Source organism: Stenotrophomonas sp. 05L44_2 (genome assembly GCF_056665995.1).
Genome location: NZ_JBFTNR010000233.1, coordinates 1 through 5,401 on the forward strand (window position 1 = coordinate 1; position 5,401 = coordinate 5,401).

The following is a 5,401-nucleotide window of genomic DNA, read 5'->3' on the forward strand; positions in this document are numbered from 1 at the left end:
TTCCTGGTCATCACCCACTACCAGCGCCTGCTGGACTACATCAAGCCGGACGTCGTGCACGTGCTGGCCGATGGCCGCATCGTCAAGAGCGGCGGCCCGGAACTGGCGCTGGAACTGGAAGCGCACGGCTATGACTTCCTGAAGGACCGGGTCGTGCCCGAGGCGGCGGTCTGATGAGCGCCCTGCTCGATTCCATGGCCCAGGCCTTCTGCGGCAGCGATGCGCGCCGCGAAGTGCTCGACAGCGTGCTGCGCGACGGCCTGCCCGGCGCACGCAGCGAAACCTGGAAGTACACCTCGCTGCGCCAGCTGGAGCGTCGCAGCTTTGCGGCCGCACCGTTGGCCCCGGCGCTGCTGGATGCCGCCGCGCTGGAGAACATCCCGGCACCGCGCCTGGTGTTCGTCAATGGCCGCCTCAACGACGCGCTGAGCGACGTGCAGGGCCTGCCGGCCGGCGTGCAGCTGGAGACGTTGTCCTCCGCACTGGCCGCTGGCGAGGACGCCGTGCGCTTCCTCGGCCGCCGCTACGATCGCAGCGACGATGTGTTCGCCCGCCTCAACGCCGCCCTCGCCGATGAAGGCGTGGTGCTGCGCGTGGACGACGGCGTGCAGGTCGAGGTGCCGCTGCAGCTGGTATTCGCCAGCGTGGCCGGCGACACCGATCTGGCCTGGCACCACCGCCACCTGATCGAACTGCGTGCCGGCGCCAGCCTGGGCGTGGTCGAGCACCGCTTCAGCGTCGGTGATTCGGCGCATCTGGACAACACGGTACTGCACGCCCACGTCGCCCGCGATGCGGTGCTCAAGCACGCCCGCGTGCAGGCCGGCAGCGCGCGCCAGACCAGCTTCCTGCGTACCGACGCGGTGCTGGCCAAGGACGCGCAGTACCACCGCGTGGACCTGGAGCTGGGTGCCGCGCTCAGCCGCCATGAGCTGAACGTGCGCCTGGAAGGCGACAACGCCCAGCTGACCGCCAATGGCGTGCTGCTCGGCAATGGTCGCCGCCACGTCGATACCCGCCTGGGCATCGACCACATCGCCCGCGACACCAGCGCCGAGCTGCAGTGGCGTGGCGTGGCCGCCAACCGCAGCCGCGTGGTGTTCCATGGCGGCATCCAGATCCGTGCCGGTGCCGATGGCACCGACGCCAACCTGTCCAACAAGAACCTGCTGCTGTCGGCCGACGCCGAGATCGATACCCAGCCGACGCTGGTGATCGACGCCGACGAAGTGAAGGCCGCACACGGTGCCACCGTCGGCCAGCTCGACGCCAACGCGCTGTTCTACCTGCGCTCGCGCGGCCTGCCGCAGGCCCAGGCGCAGGCGCTGCTGAGCGCCGCGTTCTGCCACGAACCGCTGAAGGTGCTGCCCGAAGCGCTGCGCGAACAGCTGGCACGCCGGCTGGACAAGGCCCTGGCCGAGGCGGGCGTGGCATGAACCTGTCCACCCCGCGACCGATCGAAGCACCCGCCGACGCCCCCGACTGGGCGCGCGTGCGCCTGGACTTCCCGCTGCTGATGCGCGAAGTGCACGGCAAGCCGCTGGTCTATTTCGACAACGCCAACACCGGCCAGAAGCCGGTGCAGGTGATCGGCGCGGTGGACGAGTTCTACCGCCGCTACAACGCCAACGTCAGCCGTGCCGTGCATGCGCTGGGYACCGAGGCCACCGACGCCTAYGARGGCGCRCGCAACAAGCTGGCMCGYTTCCTCAACGTGCGCMSCARCGAMCTGGTGCTGTGCAGCGGCACSACCTTCGCGMTCAATCTGGTTGCCTACTCCTGGGCCCTGCCCCGGCTGAAGGCCGGCGACGTGATCCTGGTGTCGCGCATGGAACACCACGCCAACATCGTGCCGTGGCAGCTGGTCGCCCAGCGCACCCGCGCGACCATCCGCGTGGCCGAGATCACCCCCGACGGCGCGCTGGACCTGGACGCGCTGCGCGCGGCGATGACCGCCGAGGTCAAGCTGCTGGCCGTGGCCCATGTCTCCAACGTACTCGGCACCATCAACCCGGTGCGCGAGATCTGCCGCGAAGCGCGCAAGCGCGGCATCGTCACCGTGGTCGACGGCTCGCAGGCCGCACCGCACCGCAAGGTCGACGTCACCGCGATCGGCTGCGACTTCTACGCCATCACCGGCCACAAGATGTGCGGCCCGACCGGCACCGGTGCGCTCTGGGCGCGTCGCGAGCATCTGGACGCGATGCCGCCGTTCCTGGGCGGCGGCGAGATGATCAAGGAAGTCAGCTTCGACGGCACCGTATTCAACGACGCCCCGCACAAGTTTGAAGCCGGCACCCCCAACATCGCCGGTTTCATCGGCCTCGGCGTGGCGGCGGACTATCTGCAGAACGTCGGCCTGGACCACGTGGAAGCGCGCGAAGCCGAGCTGCTGGCGCACTTCACCGAAGAGCTGCGCCGGGTTGACGGCCTGCGCATCATCGGCGAAGCGCCGGAAAAGGCCGCGGTGGTGTCATTCCTGATCGACGGCGCCCATGCGCACGATCTGGCTACCCTGCTGGATCTGGAAGGTGTGGCCGTGCGCTCGGGCCAGCACTGCGCGCATCCGCTGCTGCAGTACTACGGCGTGGCGGCGACCTGCCGTGCGTCGTTGGCGTTCTACAACACGCATGAAGAGATCGAGCGGTTCATGGCTGCGTTGACGAAGGTGCGGAAGTTGCTGGGGTGAGGCTTCAGTAACAGATGGGAAGATGCGAACGCCACGGGAGACCGTGGCGTTTTTGCGTCCCAAGATGGCCAATGCTGATCTACTGCACGACAACCGTAAACGTCATCTGCACAGGCAAGCCCAACTGTCCCAGGGGCTACACCCGGCGAAGTTGCAGGCTCTCACCCGGTAGGCATAACTGCCTTTTCCACGGCTGGCACCAAAGCTGTTCGCACCGCCGTTATGCACCACAGTCCAGCCGCCGCCGTTGGCGCTCTCCTAATCTCTCGGCGGCAGTCGACATTCAGAACTCGACCTCTTTGCAATAACTGCAACGCAGTCACCCACGGACAGTCCACAGGTGTCCGCCGACACAAAAATCCCTCGATAATTGGTCAAAACGAAATAGCTTCTCAGCTTTTCATTCCCCTCCTGATCGAATGACTGCCGAACATCAATCAAATGGACCTCACACATTTGCTCCCTCGATGCGCCTCCGGCGACAGAACTGGAGCGGAGCGCCGCAGCGTATTGATTTGCCCTTGCATTGTTCGGGAGATGATTGACAACCCCACCCGAACTCGCCACTTCACTAGTACACGCAACAAGGCCAGCCAGGCAAATCGCTGCAAAAATTACGACTATTGATCTTCGAATGCGATCAGAATACTGGACTTTACTCACCAATATATGCTCCGATGGATTAATGCAATAAATTCAGACCTCGCCACATAGTTTCACCATTTTTTTCGAAACAACCGAAGCACATTGACCTTCTCCGACATCACATGTGGATGCATCCATGAACCTCCCCTCTCCATCCATCAATACATAGAAAAGCCTCCTCCTTCTCTTTCCTTCCCGGGACAGCTCAAGTTGCGACACCACCAACTCCGCCTTTACTTCGACTCCGCCATCCACAGAGCGCGAACGAATGACGTCATCCACTTCAGCAAATATTTTCTGGGATGATGAACTGTCATGATCTTGATTGATAACCTGCAAATGGCAGCCGCGCTGCTGACCGCAGGAAGAAAGAAGAAAAATTGATATGACGGAGGCCAGTAAAGTTGAAATATTCATCGGAGTATCCGGTTGGTTATTTCCCTGAAAACTGCTTATCGAGGCGTTTTGCATCAAGTCGCCCCTCAACCCTAAAGACCCCCTTGAAATCGCTCAACCGATGCCTCGATGTCGTGTCATTACTCAGCATCGCATCCTCATCCCTCGCAGTAATTCGCGTACCATTTCGATCAGCCATAATATGATCGGAAGAGTACCCCTCCATGGGGCTCGATGTACGCCCATCTCGCGACCCCACATCACGATACCCTTCCGGGGCGCCTGCAAAATGCAGGATATCGTGAACTGCCGCGCCTATCCAGTTGCTCTCGGAGCTATCGATATGAGCCGTCCTCCCGCCGATYCCGCCAYATACCCCCTGACCGGCACGAGGATAGTTTGCGTAATCCTTTCCAGGCCCCAAATTCATTGAATTCTGGYCATGACCACCGGCGGAACCCAGGACCTGCAAACGAACCTTAATCCCTCGATACTCGGAAGCAATTGAATCAACCCGACTCCTGATCGCTTCCACATTGGATTTTGTTGCAGCGGGACCCGTAAAATTAACCGGAATCACCAGAACATTAACATCTGAAAAATATATCGCATCAGCGCCATCTGGATCGACGAACTTGTAGGGATTCCCATTTCCATACCTGTAACGCTGGAAATTTGCATAGGGATTTTCGACAGTAGTGACTGGATCCACCGAGAGGAAGGTACCCAAACTTGAGTCGAAGTATCTCTGCTGCATGTAGTTCAACCCGGTTACAGAGTCCGTCATATGCCCGGCATACCCTGGACCATCCTTCAATGGCCGATTGACCACGCCTCCATACGGTTCATATACGGTACGCTCGATGACATTTCCGCTGGCATCGGTGATCGCCACCGGCGAGCCCAGTGCGTCGGTGTGGATGTATTCCACCACTTCCTGGGCCGCAGCCGGTGCAGCACCGGCCAGTGTCGCCACCACAAGAAGCGCTGCGCGAATCAGTAGAGAAGTGATTCCATTCATGGCTCAGTCCCAGCTCAGTACGCCGCGGGTGACAGGGAAGCCCGCAGACCATTCCGAACAGCCGCCGGCATTGCAGGCGCGAACGATGTACAAGCTTGCGCAGTAATTCCCGTTGTTTGACTGCACGTAAGTCAGAGGCCCGGTGTATAGACGGCGTCCAGCCCCCGACGGCTCAAGGTGATACTCCGTTGCGCCGGGCACGGCTCGCCAGGAGACGGTGCACTGCACCTGGTAGGGGGCCTTGCGCGTAGACAACCATTCCGCCAGGAAAATCTGGGTGGCAGCCGGAGGAAGCACGACTGAAACGCTTACGATGCCTGAATATGGGCTGCACCCCGCGAAGTTGCAGGCACGTACACGGTAGGCGTAGTTGCCATTGCCTCTGTTTGCACCAAAGCTGTTCGCACCGCCGTTATGCACCACGGTCCATCCACCGCCGTTGGCGCTCTCCTCCAGGATGAAGCTCTCACTATTGGCGGGTACTGACCAGCTGAAGCTGTACTGCGGCACATTCACCAGGCCCGGCGCGCTGATCACCGGCTCGATCGTCGGCGGTCCGATGACTGCGACCGTCACCGTTGCCGACCACGGCCCGCATCCAGCGCCGTTGCAGGCGGCGACGCGGTAGGCATAGCTACCCACTCCACGCG

4 protein-coding genes and 2 pseudogenes are annotated in these 5,401 nt (G+C 61.8%); 3 read left to right on the top strand and 3 right to left on the bottom strand.

The genetic code is table 11. The annotated features are described in order from the left end of the window. The 3 genes and pseudogenes from sufC to AC1VAN_RS09935 form a co-directional block, all read left to right on the top strand. Nucleotides 1-174: pseudogene (gene sufC / locus AC1VAN_RS09925) on the top strand (Fe-S cluster assembly ATPase SufC); the annotation flags it as partial. Continuing rightward, nucleotides 174-1,436, top strand: coding sequence for a Fe-S cluster assembly protein SufD (gene sufD / locus AC1VAN_RS09930; RefSeq protein ID WP_032975852.1), 1,263 nt, complete (start codon nucleotides 174-176; stop codon nucleotides 1,434-1,436). The pseudogene sufC and the gene sufD, both read left to right, overlap by 1 nt. Further along, nucleotides 1,433-2,689 (top strand): cysteine desulfurase, encoded by a 1,257-nt coding sequence (locus AC1VAN_RS09935; RefSeq protein WP_480985729.1) that lies wholly within the window; start codon nucleotides 1,433-1,435, stop codon nucleotides 2,687-2,689. The genes sufD and AC1VAN_RS09935 overlap by 4 nt, the downstream gene beginning before the upstream one ends. Nucleotides 2,690-3,385: 696 nt before the next feature. On the opposite strand, the gene AC1VAN_RS09940 is transcribed toward AC1VAN_RS09935, so the two are convergent. The 3 genes and pseudogenes from AC1VAN_RS09940 to AC1VAN_RS09950 form a co-directional block, all read right to left on the bottom strand. Beyond that, complete coding sequence (locus AC1VAN_RS09940; protein ID WP_208082432.1) at nucleotides 3,386-3,751, bottom strand: hypothetical protein; 366 nt, start codon at nucleotides 3,749-3,751, stop codon at nucleotides 3,386-3,388. A gap of 16 nt (nucleotides 3,752-3,767) precedes the next feature. Further along, nucleotides 3,768-4,751 carry an RHS repeat-associated core domain-containing protein gene (locus tag AC1VAN_RS09945; RefSeq protein ID WP_480985730.1) on the bottom strand — a complete coding sequence of 328 codons (984 nt, stop codon included), beginning with the start codon at nucleotides 4,749-4,751 and terminating at the stop codon, nucleotides 3,768-3,770. A 3-nt stretch (nucleotides 4,752-4,754) separates the two neighbouring features. Further along, a pseudogene (locus AC1VAN_RS09950) lies at nucleotides 4,755-5,401 on the bottom strand (wall-associated protein); the annotation flags it as partial.